Source organism: Castellaniella sp. UC4447_H14 (assembly GCF_052978285.1).
Window position 1 is genome coordinate 769,167 of sequence record NZ_CM129666.1, and the last position, 16,057, is coordinate 785,223.

Consider the following 16,057-nt stretch of genomic DNA (forward strand, 5'->3'; position numbering starts at 1 on the left):
TCATCGCCCTGTCTGAATGACTCTACAATCCGGCCATGCACATCGTACTGCCCGGGGCTTTGCCCGATCCGGAGGTTGCCGGCGAACTGGCGCCGCACCTCACGCAACATGCGCCCACGCTGGCGTGGTGGTTCCTGTACGCGACGGCACAGCTGACGTCCAGCCCTGTTGCGGAGACTTGGTGCACCCCCCTGGAACACTGGCTGCTGCAGGCGCGCGGCTTTCAGCCTGCACAAGGCGAGCATGTTAGCGCAGGTCTGGGACCGCTGCGCGCTCGGACCTCTGGCGACGAGTCCGTCTGGCTTGCCGAACTCGTCCATATGGCGCCTTCCCGCGACGGCGCCGCGCTGCTGCCCGCCGACCGGCTGGACATCACCGAAGAACAGTCTGCGGCGCTGCTGGGCAGCGCCCGCGAACTTGCCGCCGAAAGCGGCATCGAGCTCGACCCCGATTCGACCACGACGTGGCGCGTCCGATCGCCGGCACTGGCCGGGATTGGCTGCGCCAGCCCGGCCCTGGTCGCCTCGAGCGCCGTCAACGACTGGTGGCCTCAGGACGCTGCGGCACGGCCGTGGAGGCGCCTGGTCAACACGCTGCAGATGGCCTGGTTCGAACATCCGGTCAACCTCCAACGGGCACAGGCGGGACTGGCGCCCATCAATAGCCTGTGGCTCTACGGCGGAGCCCGCGCCAGCCAGTTGACCCGGCCGCTGCCCGCCGACAGCGTGATCGAACCGGCGCTGCTGGACGCCGCGACTCGGCAGGACTGGGGAGGATGGATCCAGGCACTGGACCAACTGGAAGAGACTTGCTTCGCCCCCAGCGCAAGGACGGCACCCATACTGGTGCTGACGGGCCGGGACCGGTTCATCACACTGACGGTTCCAGCCCATTGGTGGATGCGCCTGAAGTCCCGCGACTGGAGGCGCTGGTGGTGCAACCGCTGATTCAGGCGCGGCAACCCGATCCCGACCGGACGCTGGGGCTGATCGGCGCGGGCATCCATCCGCTTCTCGCGAGGCTGTGGGCGGCGCGGGGCGTCAGCCAGGCCTCGTCCACCGAATGGAATGCGCTGATTCCGCCGCAACGCCTGAGCCAGGTCGAGCAGGCCGCCGCGCTTCTGGCTGACGCCATCGCGGCGCACAAGCGGCTGATGATCGTGGCGGACTACGACTGCGATGGCGCAACGGCTTGCGCCGTAGCCGTTCGTGGCCTGCGCGACATGGGCGCCTGCGTGGATTTCCTGGTACCGAACCGGTTCGAGACCGGCTACGGGCTCTCGCCGGCGGTTGTGGATCTCGCGCTGCGGCATCCCGCCGGCAAGCCCGATCTGCTCATCACGGTCGACAACGGCATCGCGAGCGTGGACGGTGTGGCTGCCGCGCGGGCTGCCGGCATGGACGTGATCGTCACGGACCACCATCTGCCCGGAGCGGCATTGCCGCAGGCGCTGGCCATCGTCAACCCGAACCAGGCGGGGTGCAGCTTTCCGTCGAAGCATTTGGCCGGTGTAGGGGTGATCTTTTACGTGCTGCTCGCGGTACGGGCCGTCCTTCGCGCGCGCGGGGCGTTTTCGGGAGGCCGGGGCCCCAGGCTGGACCACTACGCCGACCTGGTCGCGCTGGGAACTGTGGCCGACGTGGTGCGGCTGGACGCCAACAACCGGCTGCTGGTGAGCCAGGGCCTGCAGCGCATTCGCCAGGGCCACATGCAGGCCGGCATTGCCGCACTCTTCCAGATCGCCGGACGGGACCCGCGCGAGGCCACGGCCGCCGACCTGGGCTTTGCCCTGGGGCCACGCATCAATGCCGCGGGACGCATGTCCGACATGAGCCTGGGCATCCACTGCCTGCTCGAAGACGATCCCGCGCAGGCGATGCCGCTCGCTCAGGCGCTGGACGCCATCAACCGCGAACGGCGCGAGCGCGAAACGACCATGCGTGACGAGGCGCTGGCCCAGCTGGACATGCAGCCGCTGGCCCAGGCCGCCAGCGTGTGCGTCTGGCAGCCCGGCTGGCATCCCGGCATCGTCGGCCTGGTGGCCTCGCGCCTCAAAGAGACCTACTGGCGGCCGGCGATCGCCTTCGCGCCTGACGCACACGACACGCTGCGCGGCTCGGGGCGTTCGATTCCCGACGCGCACCTGCGCGATGCCCTGGATCTGGTCAGCAAACGGCTACCTGGCGCCATTCTGCAGTTTGGCGGGCACGCAATGGCGGCCGGGTTGACCTTGCGCGCAGCGGCCTTCGAGGACTTCTCGCGGCAATTCGATGAATCCGTGCGCACGCTCACCGGCTGTGAAGGATTCGACCAGACGATACTGACCGATGGTTCGCTGGAACCGGATTACCTGTCGGCGGAAACCGCCGAGTTGCTGGCCGCTCAAATCTGGGGGGCCGGTTTCCCGGCGCCGTCGTTCCAGGACACCTTCCGGGTCGTGCACCAGCGGTTGCTGAAAGACCGCCACCTGAAGCTGTTCCTGGAGCGCGACGGGCAGAGAATGGATGCAATCTGGTTCAACCACGCCGAGCCGTTGCCGGAAACCATCGAAGCCGTCTATCGCCTCGAGCGCAACACCTGGGGCGGCCGAACCACGATGCAACTCATGATCGAGCACGCGAGGGCCACGCCGCCAGCAGCAGCCCGATGAGCGCCAGCGCAAAGGCCAGGGCATGCTGCCAGCCGAACGGTTCACCCAGTGCGACCACACCGATAAAGGCCGAACCCACCGGCAGCATGACCGCGAATACCCCTGCGCGGGAAGCCGGGACGCTTCGCAGGCCCGTCATCCACAACCACACGGTCCATACGCTGGCGGCCATCGCGTAGAACACCAGCAGCAGCCAGCTCGAGAGCGCCACCGCGCCAAAATCAAAGCGCCAGGCGATCCAGGCCCCCGCGGGCAGCATCAGCACGAACCCCCACAGGTTGACGAGCGCGCTGATGCGCTTGGATGACAGAACGGCCGTCAACTGCTTGCCGATGACGACATAGCAGGCTTCGCACAACACGGTGGCGCTCAGCAGCAGATAGCCGATCCAGTCGCCCTTGGTGCCCTGCGCATCGGCGGGCTGCGCCAGGGCCAGCAGGGCGATTCCCAGTACACCGCAGGCGATGGCCGCAACCACCCGCGCACGAATCACCTCATGCAGGACGATGCGGCTCAGGATGGCCACCGACGCGGGAACGGCCGACATGATGACTCCGGCCGCGACGGCACCGCTGCGGCTGACACCCAGCACCATGCAGATGGTGAAGAGAAAGCTGCCGATGAAGGAACTCAAGAAGAGCAGGCCCTTCAGGCGCCAGCTCAACCGGGGTTCGGCCGATGGCTTGCGCAGCCAGCGCAGCGTGACGACCCCGGCAATGCCAAAACGCAGCCACCCCAGCAAAAACACCGGAAACGCGGCCGCCAGCGGCTTGCTCAGTGCGACGTAGACTCCCACGACGAACATGGCGCTGGCAAGGTACCCGTACGGTACCAGGCCGGCCAGGCCTGTGGCCCGCACCCCCGACGCCTTCATGCCGGAGCGGAACGCGACGACAGCACGATGCCTCCCAGAATCAGCGCGAACGCCAGCGCATGGTAGAGGTGCGGACTTTCGTGCAGGACTCCTTGGGACAGCACGGCCGCAAATAGCGGTGTGAGATTGAAAAAGAAGCCTGCGATGGTCGGCCCTACCCGCTGCACCCCCACACCCCAGCAGCGGTACGCCACAACGGAGGGCCCCACCGACACGAAAAGGACCGTCAACGCAAGCGGCCACCCCCAGGCGATGGCAGGCTCGCCCACCTGCCACTCCGCCGCCACAAGCAGCCCCGACCAGCCGACACCATACAGGACCTGGGCGAAAAGGAAATCGGCCCATGGCATGCGCGACTTGGCATTCGCCGCAATACGGACCAGTTGCCAGCTATAGAACGCCCAGAGGATGGTGGCCAGAACCATGAGCAGATCGCCCGCCACGAAGCGCAGGGCAAGCAAATGCGCCCAATCTCCCTGCGAGAGCACCACCGCGACACCCGCGAGCGAGAGGATGGCACCCGCGACCTGCATCACGTCGATGCCGGCACTATAAAAGAGGCGTCCGACCAATAGCATCCAGACCGGCATGCTGGCGGCCACCAGCGTCACGTTCACCGCGGTGGAGGTATGCAGGGCCAGGTACTGCAGCGAGTTGTAGAGTCCGACTCCGAGCAAGCCCAGGATCGCGTAGCGGCGCCACGACGACCAAAGACCGCTGCCAGGCCGCAGCATCCGCCAGCCCATGGGCAGCAACAACAAGAGCGCCATGGCCCAGCGCAGGAAATTCAGCGTCAGCGGCGGCACCATGCCGACCACGGCACGCCCGACCACGGCGTTGCCCGCCCACATCGCTGGCGGGACGAGCAGCAGCACCACCGTGCCGGTGGTCAACCGGTTCTTCATGACAGAGCCCGCTCCATTGATCAGAGCGCATTCTAATCCGGATGGGGAAAGCCCTCAGATACCCAAGCTTATTGACATAATACGGTCCACCCATTACCATGGAACAGTTGTCAGTCAGCGGTTTTCAGATCTGGCCCTGCGGGTCAGCCAACGCAGACCCGGGCGTCTTTCCGGTGTTCTGTCTTTTGGGGCCTTCGCCCTACCTGATTTTCGATTGATCTCGCGCGTGGAGCACACCAGTGTTCCCACGATTGGCGCGCGCCGGCTGGCCCTCGTTGATTGAACGGAGCAAAAATGGCTAAAGAAGAACTACTCGAAATGCATGGGTCGGTGACTGAAGTCCTCCCCGACTCGCGCTTCCGCGTGACGCTGGATAACGGGCACCCGGTCATCGCATACACGGGCGGCAAAATGCGCAAGCACCATATCCGCATCCTGGCGGGCGACCAGGTCACTCTGGAGATGTCGCCTTACGACCTGACCAAAGGCCGCATCACCTTCCGCCATCTGAACAGCCGACCCACGTCGGGGCCCAGCAGCCCCGTACGCCGGCGCCATTGATCATCCTGCGGTGCCATGGGGCACCGCAGCGTTCTCGTGCCTGCGGCTTTCTAGTGACAGTCGGGAACCGTCTGATCCAGATAAACTTCAAAAGCGATATCCCGAGCCTGTTGCTTCACGGCAGCCCGCAGCGTCGCAATGCCCGTCATCCGGTTCAGCGCCAGCCTCTGCGCCGGTGGTAGGCCGGGTCGCACCAAGCGCACCAGATCCTGGTGCCGATAAGGCTCCAGAGTGGCCGAAAACTTGTGCCACTCCGGGAATTTCAATAGCTCGCGCAGAAAACCCTCATCCTGCACCGTCGCATCGCACCGTCCCGTGCGCAACGCCAGAAGCGCGTCGGTCGCCGACGGATAGACCTGCTCGATGGCCCCAAAACGCGCTGCCAACTCGCCACGATAGCGACCATCGGCCGCCAGACACACCGTGCGGTCTTTCAATTCGCCCCAGGCAGCCACATGGGTGTCGGACCGCATGATGGCCATGGGACTGGCTGACCAGCCCAGCGACGCACGCTCCACACCTGCGGGCAAAGGCGACTGTGTCGGCAGGGCTCCGACCCAGGCATCCAGCGCCCCGCCCTGAATCTGGTCGGCCGCCTGATCGCCGGACACCTCTCGCAGCTGCATCCCGTCCGTACCGGCCGGTATCACCACAGTTTCCAGCCGGACAGGTGTACGCACCTTGGCCCCCGGTACCGGGGGCGCGGGAAGTTGCGCAATCCCGACATGCAACGCGGCATCCGGCCCCGAAGCGGCTTGGGCGGGCATCGATACTCCCAACCCCACGGCTGCGCATGCCGCGAAGGCCACGCTCCAGAACGACTCAGACATATTGATAGCGCAGCACCTTGCGCTTGATGTTTTCCAGCAGCACTTGATCGATCAGCGTGGCCAGGATGGCAATCGTCAGGATGTCGGCCATCACGCCTATCATGTCAGCGGTCTCGCCGGCATACGCAAGCGACCGACCCAGCCCCTGGCCGAAGCCGATCAGCATCTCCGCTGAAATCAGGGCACGCCAGGCGTTGCCGAAGGCAAGCTGCGCGCCCGTGATGAGTTCGGGCATGACCGCCGGCAAATACACCCGACGCAGCATGTCCCACGGATTGGCCCCCATGACCCTTGCCGCCGACACATGCGTCTGCAGCACGCTTTCAGTGGCGTTCATGACTGAAAGCGCCGCGGGAAAGAAGGCCGCCAGCGCGATGACGACGACGATCGGCAGGTTCCCGAAGCCCATCAGAATCAGGAACAGCGGCACCCACGCGATCGACGGAATCGACTGCAGGACGATGATGGCGGATTTCAGGATCTCGCGGAAGAAAGTCAGCAGCCCCCCCGCCAGGCCAAATCCGATGCCAAACAGCAGCGCGAATCCGTAGCCCACCCCCAGCCGCCCCATGCTGCCGGCCAGGATGCTGCGAAACTGGGCGGTCTGGATGTCATGCCAGATTCGCGCCAGCACCTTGGGAACGCCGGGCATCAGGAAATCCGGCAGCGTCCAGGCGGCCAACTGCCAGAACAGAAGGATGGCGGCCACTGCAATCAGCATGGCCAGCTTGCGCGCAGCGGGCGAAAGTCGTTGTTTTTTACTCATGATCGCTGAAATGAGGCGGCCGGGGCAAACCCGGCCGCCAACGAGTGAGACGAAGACGTCACCAACCTATCGATCGCCGGCTTTGCGCCCGAGCGAATGCACGGCCGATTCTAGAGCTTGCGCGCATGCTGCCAATCCAGATCCACGATCGTGCTCACATTGAACGGCTTGCCGTCACGCGTCTTCAGCGTTCCCTGGGACTGCATGATGTCGGCGACCTCCTGCATGCGGGACAAGTCCTTGGGGGTCAGCGCGGCGCTGTAGGTCTGGGTCCGGATGGCATCGGCGATGATTTTCTCACGCGGCACGTCGCCGTGCTTGAGCGTTTTCAGCGTCGGTTCGGAAATGAAGTAGCCGGCGATCAGCTTGGCGGCCTCGTCGGGCTTCTGTTGCAGCAGCTCGATTGCCTGGCGCTGCGCATCCAGCGATTTCCAGACCAGATCCTTCTTCGCCTTCAAGGTTTCACCGGATGTAATGGTCACCATGCACGGAAATGGCCAGACCTCTCCGATTTCATAAATCTGCTTGACCGGGGCGATCTGCTCGGCAATGCTGGCCTGCGGCTCGAACAGGAACGCCGCGTCGACTCGCTTGCCCACCAACGACTGCACGGCGACCTGGGGGCTCACACCCAGGATCGACAGGTCATCGGGCTTGATTCCGGCGTCCTTCAGCACGACACCCTTGAGCACCACATCAGCGGTACTGCCCTCCTTCTGCGACGCCAGCGTGTGGCCCTTCAGATCCGCCACCTTGTTGATGCCGGCATCATCGCGCACCACCAAGGCGTGAAAGCCCCGCTGCGCGCCACTCACCACCTTCAGATCGGCGCCGCGTGACGACCACGATGCGGCGTTGGTGAACCCGAGCACACCCGTATCGAGCTGCCCGCCGACGATGGCCTTGATCAGATCCGTGCCAGACTTGAACTCCACCAACTGGACGTCCAGCCCCTGCTTTTCGTAAAGCTTGCCCTCGTATGCCGCAATGGCCTGGGCATCGTCCATCACGCGGATATAGCCGACCTTGAAGGGTTCGGCGGCCACGGCCTGGGACGCCACCGTCAGGGCGGCCAGGACAGGGATCAGAAAGCGATTCAATTTCATGCTGCGAGTTCCTCGGCAATATCAAAAGTGGGTTTTGCGCCATCGGCCACGATACCCAGCAAGCCCAGGATTTCGCGCCGCATGTTGGCGAAATTGGACAGATCGTGGGTCTTGTCGGCGGCCGACAGATGGAATTCCTTCAAGACGCGCGACGGGCGCGGGCTGAAGACCAGAATGCGATCGGCCAGAAAGAGCGCCTCGTCCACGTCGTGCGTCACCAGGAGCACGGTGGGCCGGGTCTCCCGGATCAGCGCGCGCAAGGCATCTTGCAGCGTCATGCGCGTCAGCGCATCCAGTGCCCCGAACGGCTCGTCGAGCAGAAGCACCTCGGGATGCGTGATGAAGGCGCGGGCGAGCGCACAGCGCTGGCGCATGCCGCCCGAAACCTGATGAGGGAAATAATCCTCGAATCCCTTCAGTTGAACCTTGTCCAGCCAGATCCGGGCCTGCTCGCGTGCCGGCGCGCTGCGGACCTTCTGGAGCTCCAGCGCCATCGATACGTTCTGGGCAAGGGTCAGCCAGGGGTACAGGGCGTTTTCCTGAAACATCAGCATGCGGCTGGGGTCGGGCCGTGTGACCGGTTTTCCATCGGCCAGCACCTGCCCCCGGCTGGGATGCTCCAGCCCTGCCGCGATGTGCAGCAAGGTCGATTTGCCGCACCCCGACGGCCCCACCAGTGCGACGAGTTCGCCAGCCTGCACCTCGCGCTGAAATTCGGCAACCACAGGCAGGTCGCCGAACTGCTTTTGTATATGCTGAAAGGAAAGATTCATGGCCCGGTGCCCGTACGCCCGCCGTTGCGCGTCATAGCTGAAAGTAATGTCACTGACTGCACTTTAACGATTTCCTTAAATAAGGAACAACGATATATTTTCGATTTTTATATTTCTGAAAATAATATGCAGCATCCAGTGCGGAATCGCCGTACCATGATCTCCGTCTGCCTCGTGGAGCGAACAGCCATGGTCCCCCCGGATGTCACCGACCCTGCCTCTATGTTGCTGGATGCCGACGCCACCACGCGGAACCACTTGCGTGGGCTTCGGGCAGGCACTGGCGGGGCGGCCGACCGCTCCGGGCGACTCGCGATGCAGGCGGCGATCGACTGGCTGGAGGGTCCCGCCCAGGCACAACGGTGCCTCCTGGAAGACCGGGTGCTGCCCGCGCTGGTGGAGGCCATGGCCGGATCGGACGCGGTGTGTCTGAGGGATCTGGCCGAGAGACTGGCAAACGAACGCAGTCAGCTGGACCGCTGCTGGCGCGCCAAGATGCGCCCGCAACTGGCGACGGGGGCATCCGGCGGCGCGGAGCTACAGGCATGGATCTCCGCGTTCGAGGGCCACCTGCGGCGCATCGACGATGAACTGCTCCCGATGATCCCCCGCTTGCTGGACGATGAAGCGCTGGACGCACTCGGCCGGGCTTGCAGAGTCTCGCTGTGCGAGGTCCATCCATCGGCCCCGACCGGGGCGGATACTTAAGACGTCCGGACGGGGGACTTGCCGGGTTGTGGACGCGCCCTGTGCTGCCGCACCGGCCGCAGCGGCCTGAGCGGACGCCGCAGATTGACGCGCAACTGGCGCTGGGCATCCCGGTTCTCTTGCAGCCGGTAGACATTTGCCTTGAATACGTCGCCACGGGTGAGGATGCCGAGAAGCTTGCGAGGCTGCGTACGGCTCATCACGAGCAATTGCCCGACACTTGAATTGACCATCAGGTCGCACGCTTCCCGCACCGAATAGTCCTCGGTCACCATGACCGGCGTCCGCTGCACCAATTCGCCGATGGGAGTCGTGGGGACGAAGGCCGGATTGAACAGTTCACGCATGGTCACGACACCATTGACGGTACCGTCCGCTCCAACGACCGGATAGCCGTGGTGGTGGTCGCTGGATTCGCTCTGCAGCCAGTGTTGAACCCGCTCCAGCGTGTCCTCGGCTTTCAGCGTCACCGCATCGCGGGTGTACACCTGTCCGACCGCCACCCGTTGAAGGAAATCGGCCGAATATTCCAGGGGTACCCGGACCCCCCGGCGGACGATCTTCTCCGTCATGATGGTGTTGCGCATGATCAGGGCGGACACGACATAGGCGGCGGTACATCCGCCCAACAACGGCAACAGCACGGCTGCCTGGCGGGTCGTTTCGAAGGCGAACACGACCGCCGTCAAGAGGGCACGCGACGAACCGGCAAAGATCGCGGCCATCCCCACCAGGGCCGCGATGCGCGGATCGATTCCGAGCTGAGGCAGGATATGGTCCGCCCCCATGCCCAGCAGGGCGCCGAAGGAACCTCCGATGATGAACAGCGGCGCCAGCGTTCCTCCCGAGGTGCCGCTGCCCAGTGCGATCGACCAGGCCGCGAATTTCAGCACGCACATCACAATCAGCATCTTCACGCCGAAGCTGCCCGATATGATCGCGTCGATATTGTCGTACCCCACGCCCATCGTGCGAGGCTCGATCCAGCCGATGGCCCCGGCCACGAGGCCACCGAGGGCCGGCCACCATATCCAGTGGATCGGCAGCTTCGAGAAGGCGTCCTCGATGCCATACACCGCCTTCGTCACCAGCACGCTGAGCACCCCGACGATCGCTCCCAACAGGATGAAGCTGGCAAGGGCCGAACTCCCCGGTTCGAGCACCGCGGGCATGGAAAACACCGCGCCGGCGCCGTAGGTCGCATAGCGCACCCCCGTCGCCGACACCGCGGCCAGCGCAACAGGGATCAGTGAGCGGGGACGCAACTCGAAGAGCAGCAATTCGACCGCCAGGGTCAGGGAAGATACGGGAGCGCCGAAGACGGCCGCCATCCCGGCAGCGGCACCCGCCGCGAGCAGCGTCTTGCGTTCCGTGGCGGTGACCGACAGCAGTTGACCCAGGAGGGAACCCAGCGCACCACCGGTGGAAATGATCGGGCCCTCGGCACCGAACGGGCCGCCAGTGCCAATGGCAAACGCCGACGACACCGGCTTCAGCCAGGTGATCCGGGGCGGAATGTTGGCATCATTTTTGAGGATCTGTTCCATCGCTTCAGGGATGCCGTGCCCCTGGATGGCGCGCGAGCCCCAGCGCGCCATGGCACCCGCAATCAGGCCGCCGATCGCGGGCATCAGGATCACCCAGAGCCCCAGGTGGTGATCGGCGGGCGACAGGACGAACGAACCGGTATGTTTCACCGCGGTGACGTCGGATATCCGGCCGTAGAAAGTGATGTCGGTGATGATGTTGATCATGAACATCAGCAGCTGCGCGATCTCCGCCGCAACCACGCCCAGCAGGATGGACAGCAATCCGATCCAGACAGTCCGGTGGCTCATCAGGGTCGATTTGCGCTCGACGTGCGCTTCGTCCATCGTGGCGTCGAGCCCCGGGGCGATCGGAACCGCACCCGGGCTACCTGACGTGATGACCGATGCTGTCGGGTTTGCGGGGGTGCGTTTCGCCATTCCAAATTCCAGGTTCCCGACGGGGGCCAGATCCCGCCCGGGAAAAGAGTCGATAAGTGTTTTGTGCAACGGTGCGGGTCAAACCGCAGACAGATACTGGCGATGCCCGCATCCGGTATGGGCGGACATAGGCGGCGCTGCGCAGCCAAGCATTATAGTCCGCGTCGTGCGGCATTCCCACGCACGGCTGCACTGCGCCGCGTTAGAATGCTGGATTGTCTTCAAGATTAATGCGGATCACACCATGGAAGCCGAACGCCAGAACCACATCAGCGCCTGCATCGACGATTATCAGGAACGTCAGGCAGCGCTACGGAGGTATCTTTGACTACGATGCCAAGGCTGAACGCCTGCTCGTCGTCAATGCGGAACTCGAAAACCCCGATATCTGGAGCAACCCGCAACACGCCCAGGAACTGGGGCGCGAAAAGAAATCCCTGGAAACGGTCGTCCACACACTGAGCGAGCTGGAGCGCGGCCTGAACGACGCGCACGATCTCTATGAGCTGGCCAGCGAGGACGACGACGACGCCACGCTGGCCGCGATCGAAAAGGACTGTGCCGCGCTGGGTCAGCGTCTCGAAGCGCTGGAATTCCGGCGCATGTTCTCGAATCCGGCCGACCCGCTGAACTGTTTCGTGGACATCCAGGCGGGTGCCGGCGGCACGGAAGCCCAGGACTGGGCCTCGATGTTGTTGCGCCAATACCTGCACTACGGGGAACGCAAGGAATTCAAGACCGAGGTACTGGAAATCTCCGAAGGCGAAGTCGCCGGCATCAAATCCGCGACGATCAAATTCGAGGGCGAATATGCCTATGGCCTGCTGCGCACTGAAACCGGCGTGCACCGCCTGGTACGCAAGAGTCCCTTCGACTCCTCCAACGGCCGGCACACCTCGTTTGCCAGCGTATTTGTGTACCCGGAAATCGACGACTCCTTCGAAATCGAAATCAACCCGGCTGATTTGCGCATCGATACGTACCGCGCCAGCGGCGCCGGCGGTCAGCACATCAACAAGACCGATTCGGCCGTACGCATCACGCACATCCCGACCGGAATCGTGGTGCAGTGCCAGAACGACCGTTCGCAGCACCGCAACCGCGCGGAAGCCATGCAGATGCTGAAGTCGCGCCTGTATGAGCTCGAGATGCGCAAGCGCATGGCCGAACAACAGAAGCTCGAGGACACGAAGAGCGATGTGGGCTGGGGCCACCAGATCCGCTCCTACGTGCTGGACCAGAGCCGCATCAAGGACCTGCGCACCGGGGTGGAAATCTCGAACACGCAAAAGGTCCTCGATGGCGACCTGGACGCTTTCATCACCGCCAGCCTGAAGCAGACCGACTGATCCCAGGCCCCTATTCCCGAAGACATGACCGCTCAAAACGATTCACCAGCCCTGGACGAGAACCGTCTCATTGCCGAACGACGCAGCAAGCTCGACGCCCTGCGCGCGGCGGGCCCGGCCTACCCGAACGATTTCCGCCCCGACAGCCACGCAGCAGCCCTGCACAAGGACTGCGATGCGCTCGACGACGAGGCCTTGCAGGCGCTGAACCGCCACGCAAAAGTGGCCGGACGCATGATGCTCAAGCGCGTCATGGGCAAAGCCAGCTTTGCGACGCTGCAGGACACCAGCGGACGCTTGCAGCTTTACCTGGACCGGAGCGTTCTCGGGGACGAGGCCTATGCAGCGTTCAAATCCTGGGACATCGGCGACATCGTCGCTGCCGAAGGCGAGGTCTTCAAGACGCACAAGGGCGAACTCTCGCTGCGAGTGCGATCCTTGCGCCTGCTGGCGAAGTCATTGCGGCCGCTGCCGGACAAGTTCCACGGCATGGCCGACCAGGAACTCCGCTACCGCCGCCGCTATGTGGACCTCATCGTCACCGAGGAAAGCCGGCAGACGTTCCTGGCGCGAAGCCGCATCGTCTCGACCATCCGCCAGCTCATGTCGGACGCCGACTTCCTGGAGGTCGAGACGCCCATGCTGCATCCCATCCCGGGGGGCGCCTCGGCCAAGCCTTTCATCACCCACCACAACGCGCTCGACATGGAGATGTACCTGCGCATCGCACCGGAACTCTACCTGAAGCGGCTGGTCGTGGGCGGGTTCGAACGCGTCTTCGAGATCAACCGCAACTTCCGTAATGAAGGCGTGAGTCCGCGTCACAATCCCGAATTCACGATGATGGAGTTCTACGCCGCCTACACCGACTATCGATGGCTGATGGACTACACAGAGGCGCTGATTCGGAACACCGCCCTGAGCGTGTGCGGTACCACGAACCTGAGCTATCAAGGCAAGCCGCTGGAACTGGGCTGCGCCTTCGACCGGTTGACCATCACCCAGGCCATTCGCAAATATGCGCCGGCCTATGACGACAGCCAACTGCGGGATGCCGACTACCTGCGGACGGAATTGCGCCGGCTGGGGGCCGAAATCGACGGTCCGGTGCTCGCCCACGCGGGCCTGGGTGCCCTGCAGCTTGCACTCTTCGAGGAGACGACCGAGACGCAGTTGTGGCACCCCACCTACATCATCGACTATCCGGTCGAGGTGTCGCCCCTGGCTCGAGCCTCGGATACCGAGGCGGGCATCACGGAGCGATTCGAGCTGTTCGCCTGCGGCCGTGAAATCGCCAACGGCTTTTCGGAGCTGAACGATCCCGAGGACCAGGCGGCGCGATTCCAGGCGCAGGTCGCGGCCAAGGACGCGGGCGACGAAGAAGCCATGTACTACGATGCCGACTATGTGCGCGCGCTGGAATACGGCATGCCGCCGACGGGCGGATGCGGGATCGGCATCGACCGGCTGGTCATGATGCTCACCGACAGTGCCAACATCCGCGACGTCATCCTCTTTCCGCACCTGCGGCGCGAAGACTGACGACACCGCCCGAAGGCCAGGGCCCGGGAATCGGTTCGATCCCCGGGCCCTTCTTTCACAACGTGAAGCTCAGACCGTAAACGAATCCCCGCAGCCGCAAGCCGCCTTTTCGTTCGGATTGTTGAAGCGGAATCCTTCGTTCAGGCCTTCGCGGGCGTAATCGAGCTCCGTCCCCTGGAGATATTGAAGGCTGTCCGGCCCGACATAGATGCGCGCGCCGAACTGCTCGAACACCTGGTCCTCGGCGGCTGGATCGTCCACGTATTCGAGCTGATAGGACAGGCCCGAGCACCCCGAGGGTTTTACCCCAAGGCGCAGCCCCAGGCCCTTGCCCCGCTTTTCCAGGTTTCGCTGAATGTGTTCAGCGGCTTGAGACGTCAATGTAATTCCCATGATGCAACTCGCTTGTGGGGGTTATTGAAGGTGTTTTTGCGTGTAGTCGGCGACCGCCGCCCGGATGGCGTCTTCGGCCAGCAGCGCGGAATGCATCTTCACGGGCGGCAGCTCCAGCGCATTCATGATGTCCTGGCTACGGATGTCCAACGCCTCGCCCAGGCTATGGCCTTGCAACCGCTCGGTCACCCAGGAACCGGCGGCAATGGCCGAACCGCCGCCAAACGCGCGAAAGCGAGCCTGCACGATGGTTTCGCCGTGCAGGAAAATCTGCAGCTTCAATACCTCGCCCAGCATCGGCGACCCGACCACTGCGGACCCTACCCGGGCATCCGCCGGGTCCAGCGATCCGACATTGCGCGGGTGCAGGTAGTGATCCAGAACCACGGGACCGTACGGCAGGCCGGCCATCAGCAAGTCTCCATCCAGGCCCCCAGCGTGCCCTGCTCGCGCATCTCCCAGAGAGGGGACAGCTCGCGCAAGCGCTGGATCTGAGCCCGCAACACGCGGAGCGCCAAATCCACATCGGCGGCAGAGGTATAGCGTCCAATCGTCATGCGCAGTGAACTGTGGGCCAGGAGATCGCTGCGTCCCAGCGCACGCAACACATGGGATGGCTCCAGGCTTGCCGACGTACAGGCGGAGCCCGACGAAAGAGCCAGTTCCGGCACGGACATGAGCAGCGCCTCGCCCTCGACGTGCGCCACGCTGACGTTCAGGTTGTGAGCGACGCGCCGGCGGGGATCGCCATTGAGGAAAACGTCGGGCAGCTCTCGCAGACCCTCCCAGAGGCGGTCACGCAGCGCGCGAATGGCGGGGACTTCGGTCTCCATGAGCTCGCCAGCCAATGCGTACGAGGCGCCCATGCCCACAATCTGATGCGTCGGCAGAGTCCCGGAGCGCAGCCCCCGCTCGTGTCCGCCACCATGCATCTGCGCCTCGAGGCGGATGCGCGGCTTGCGCCGCACATACAGCGCGCCAATGCCTTTCGGGCCATAGGTCTTGTGCGCCGAGAGGGACATCAGGTCCACGTCCAGTGCGCGCACATCGACCGGAATCTTCCCGGTAGCCTGCGCGGCATCCGTGTGAAACAGGACGCCTTGCCGGTGACACACGGCGGCCAGGGCCGCGACATCCTGAATGACCCCGATCTCGTTATTCACGAGCATGATCGACGCCAGGATGGTATCGGGGCGCAATGCCGCCGCCAGCGCATCCGGCGCGACCAGTCCGCCGGCATCCACGTCCAGATAGGTGACTTCGAAGCCGCTCTGCTCCAGCGCATGGCAGGTATCCAGCACGGCTTTGTGCTCCGTGCGCGCCGTGACGATGTGGCGGCCGCGCCCGCCATGGAACTGCGCTACGCCCTTGATCGCCAGATTGTCGGATTCCGTGGCGCCCGAGGTCCAGACGATCTCGCGCGGATCGGCATGAATGAGATCCGCCACCTGCGTTCGGGCCTGCTCCACGGCCTCGCTGGCATCCCACCCCCAAGCGTGGCTGGTGGAGGCCGCGTTGCCGAACCGCTGGCCAAGCCACGGCAGCATCGCCTGCACCACCCGCTCGTCCACCGGCGTGGTGGCGGAATAATCGAGATAGACGGATGGGCGCAGCGACATTCAGACTCCTTGGG

General features: G+C 64.3%; 16 protein-coding genes. 6 read left to right on the forward strand and 10 right to left on the reverse strand.

Going from position 1 to position 16,057, the window contains the following annotated elements:
- The first annotated feature begins 35 nt into the window (after window positions 1–35).
- A complete protein-coding gene (locus ACVCMJ_RS03765) occupies window positions 36–947 on the forward strand; it encodes a hypothetical protein (protein WP_447080117.1) in 912 nt (303 codons plus the stop codon).
- On the forward strand, window positions 932–2,650 hold the full coding sequence (recJ, locus tag ACVCMJ_RS03770; protein ID WP_447082661.1) for a single-stranded-DNA-specific exonuclease RecJ: 1,719 nt from the start codon (window positions 932–934) through the stop codon (window positions 2,648–2,650). The genes ACVCMJ_RS03765 and recJ overlap by 16 nt, the downstream gene beginning before the upstream one ends.
- On the opposite strand, the gene ACVCMJ_RS03775 is transcribed toward recJ, so the two are convergent.
- Both ACVCMJ_RS03775 and ACVCMJ_RS03780 read right to left on the reverse strand, forming a co-directional pair.
- Window positions 2,604–3,455, reverse strand: a complete 852-nt coding sequence (locus ACVCMJ_RS03775) for a DMT family transporter (RefSeq protein WP_447082662.1) — start codon at window positions 3,453–3,455, stop codon at window positions 2,604–2,606. The two genes, recJ and ACVCMJ_RS03775, sit on opposite strands and share 47 nt — an antisense overlap.
- Window positions 3,456–3,520: 65 nt before the next feature.
- Window positions 3,521–4,429 (reverse strand): DMT family transporter, encoded by a 909-nt coding sequence (locus ACVCMJ_RS03780; protein ID WP_447080118.1) that lies wholly within the window; start codon window positions 4,427–4,429, stop codon window positions 3,521–3,523.
- A gap of 294 nt (window positions 4,430–4,723) precedes the next feature.
- Here ACVCMJ_RS03780 and infA point away from each other — a divergent pair, with 294 nt between their 5' ends.
- A complete protein-coding gene (gene infA / locus ACVCMJ_RS03785; RefSeq protein WP_447080119.1) occupies window positions 4,724–4,990 on the forward strand; it encodes a translation initiation factor IF-1 in 267 nt (88 codons plus the stop codon).
- A gap of 50 nt (window positions 4,991–5,040) precedes the next feature.
- Here infA and ACVCMJ_RS03790 read toward each other — a convergent pair whose 3' ends face one another.
- The 4 genes from ACVCMJ_RS03790 to ACVCMJ_RS03805 all read right to left on the reverse strand — a co-directional run bounded on the left by ACVCMJ_RS03790 (window position 5,041) and on the right by ACVCMJ_RS03805 (window position 8,465).
- Entirely contained in the window at window positions 5,041–5,757 is a 717-nt protein-coding gene (locus ACVCMJ_RS03790) for an ABC transporter substrate-binding protein (RefSeq protein WP_447080120.1), read from the reverse strand.
- 55 nt (window positions 5,758–5,812) lie between these two features.
- On the reverse strand, window positions 5,813–6,586 hold the full coding sequence (locus ACVCMJ_RS03795; RefSeq protein WP_447080121.1) for an ABC transporter permease: 774 nt from the start codon (window positions 6,584–6,586) through the stop codon (window positions 5,813–5,815).
- A 110-nt stretch (window positions 6,587–6,696) separates the two neighbouring features.
- Window positions 6,697–7,692: an ABC transporter substrate-binding protein gene (locus tag ACVCMJ_RS03800; RefSeq protein ID WP_447080122.1), complete on the reverse strand. Its 996-nt coding sequence runs from the start codon at window positions 7,690–7,692 to the stop codon at window positions 6,697–6,699.
- Window positions 7,689–8,465, reverse strand: a complete 777-nt coding sequence (locus ACVCMJ_RS03805) for an ABC transporter ATP-binding protein (RefSeq protein WP_447080123.1) — start codon at window positions 8,463–8,465, stop codon at window positions 7,689–7,691. The genes ACVCMJ_RS03800 and ACVCMJ_RS03805 overlap by 4 nt, the downstream gene beginning before the upstream one ends.
- Window positions 8,466–8,621: 156 nt before the next feature.
- Between ACVCMJ_RS03805 and ACVCMJ_RS03810 the strand changes: the two genes are divergently transcribed.
- Window positions 8,622–9,173 carry a hypothetical protein gene (locus ACVCMJ_RS03810; protein ID WP_447080124.1) on the forward strand — a complete coding sequence of 184 codons (552 nt, stop codon included), beginning with the start codon at window positions 8,622–8,624 and terminating at the stop codon, window positions 9,171–9,173.
- Here ACVCMJ_RS03810 and ACVCMJ_RS03815 read toward each other — a convergent pair.
- Complete coding sequence (locus ACVCMJ_RS03815; RefSeq protein WP_447080125.1) at window positions 9,170–11,140, reverse strand: chloride channel protein; 1,971 nt, start codon at window positions 11,138–11,140, stop codon at window positions 9,170–9,172. The genes ACVCMJ_RS03810 and ACVCMJ_RS03815 overlap by 4 nt on opposite strands.
- Before the next feature lie 244 nt (window positions 11,141–11,384).
- On the opposite strand from ACVCMJ_RS03815, the gene prfB reads away from it, so the two are divergent.
- A protein-coding gene (prfB, locus tag ACVCMJ_RS03820) for a peptide chain release factor 2 (RefSeq protein ID WP_447080126.1) occupies window positions 11,385–12,489 on the forward strand; the annotation gives its coding sequence in 2 pieces (ribosomal slippage) (window positions 11,385–11,465 and window positions 11,467–12,489; 1,104 coding nt in all).
- A 24-nt stretch (window positions 12,490–12,513) separates the two neighbouring features.
- Complete coding sequence (lysS, locus tag ACVCMJ_RS03825; RefSeq protein WP_447080127.1) at window positions 12,514–14,031, forward strand: lysine--tRNA ligase; 1,518 nt, start codon at window positions 12,514–12,516, stop codon at window positions 14,029–14,031.
- A 69-nt stretch (window positions 14,032–14,100) separates the two neighbouring features.
- Here the strand turns inward: lysS and iscA are convergent, their stop codons facing one another.
- Genes iscA through ACVCMJ_RS03840 form a run of 3 tightly spaced genes read right to left on the reverse strand, consistent with a single transcriptional unit; the run spans window position 14,101 to window position 16,043 of the window.
- Entirely contained in the window at window positions 14,101–14,424 is a 324-nt protein-coding gene (iscA, locus tag ACVCMJ_RS03830; protein ID WP_447080128.1) for an iron-sulfur cluster assembly protein IscA, read from the reverse strand.
- Window positions 14,425–14,445: 21 nt separating this feature from the next.
- Window positions 14,446–14,826, reverse strand: coding sequence for an iron-sulfur cluster assembly scaffold protein (locus ACVCMJ_RS03835; RefSeq protein WP_447082663.1), 381 nt, complete (start codon window positions 14,824–14,826; stop codon window positions 14,446–14,448).
- 8 nt (window positions 14,827–14,834) lie between these two features.
- Window positions 14,835–16,043: an IscS subfamily cysteine desulfurase gene (locus ACVCMJ_RS03840; protein ID WP_447080129.1), complete on the reverse strand. Its 1,209-nt coding sequence runs from the start codon at window positions 16,041–16,043 to the stop codon at window positions 14,835–14,837.
- Between the last annotated feature and the right edge of the window lie 14 nt (window positions 16,044–16,057).